1 protein-coding gene is annotated in these 355 nt (G+C 62.8%); it reads right to left on the bottom strand.

What is annotated here, in order from left to right; genetic code table 11:
* Nucleotides 1–32: 32 nt before the first annotated feature.
* The coding region (locus ABC138_RS17620; protein WP_345914480.1) for a hypothetical protein at nt 33–355 on the bottom strand (323 nt) is incomplete at its 5' end.

The following is a 355-nucleotide window of genomic DNA, read 5'->3' as shown; positions in this document are numbered from 1 at the left end:
TCCTCCCAGGCCGGAAATGACCCACGGATCAGTCAGGAGAGCCCTTTTTTGGAGATCTCGAGGTGAGGGTCTGCGTCGGCCTCCGCTGCCCAATGAAGGTTCTCCCGCATCAGTCCCTCAAGCATGGTCCTCTGCTCGTCGGCGTCGTAGATGCACCTCACCATCCGCCAGCCCCGACCTCGGGGCACCTTTATCCGCGGGGCCTGCTGGCGCAGCGTCTCGGACAAAAAGCCGATGCAGAACGGGCCGCCTCTACCCGTTCCGTAGGCACGCCACTGGCTGAGCAGGTCTTCGCTCTCAGATAGCGACAGGGACTGCTGCACGATCAGGTGACAGGTTGGGTCACGCAGCCTGA

Origin of the sequence: Janibacter sp. LM (genome assembly GCF_039631275.1) — a bacterium.
Classification (GTDB): Bacteria; Actinomycetota; Actinomycetes; order Actinomycetales; family Dermatophilaceae; genus Janibacter; species Janibacter terrae.
The sequence above is the reverse complement of the archived record's forward strand: the minus strand, read 5'-3'. Positions and strand labels throughout refer to the sequence as shown.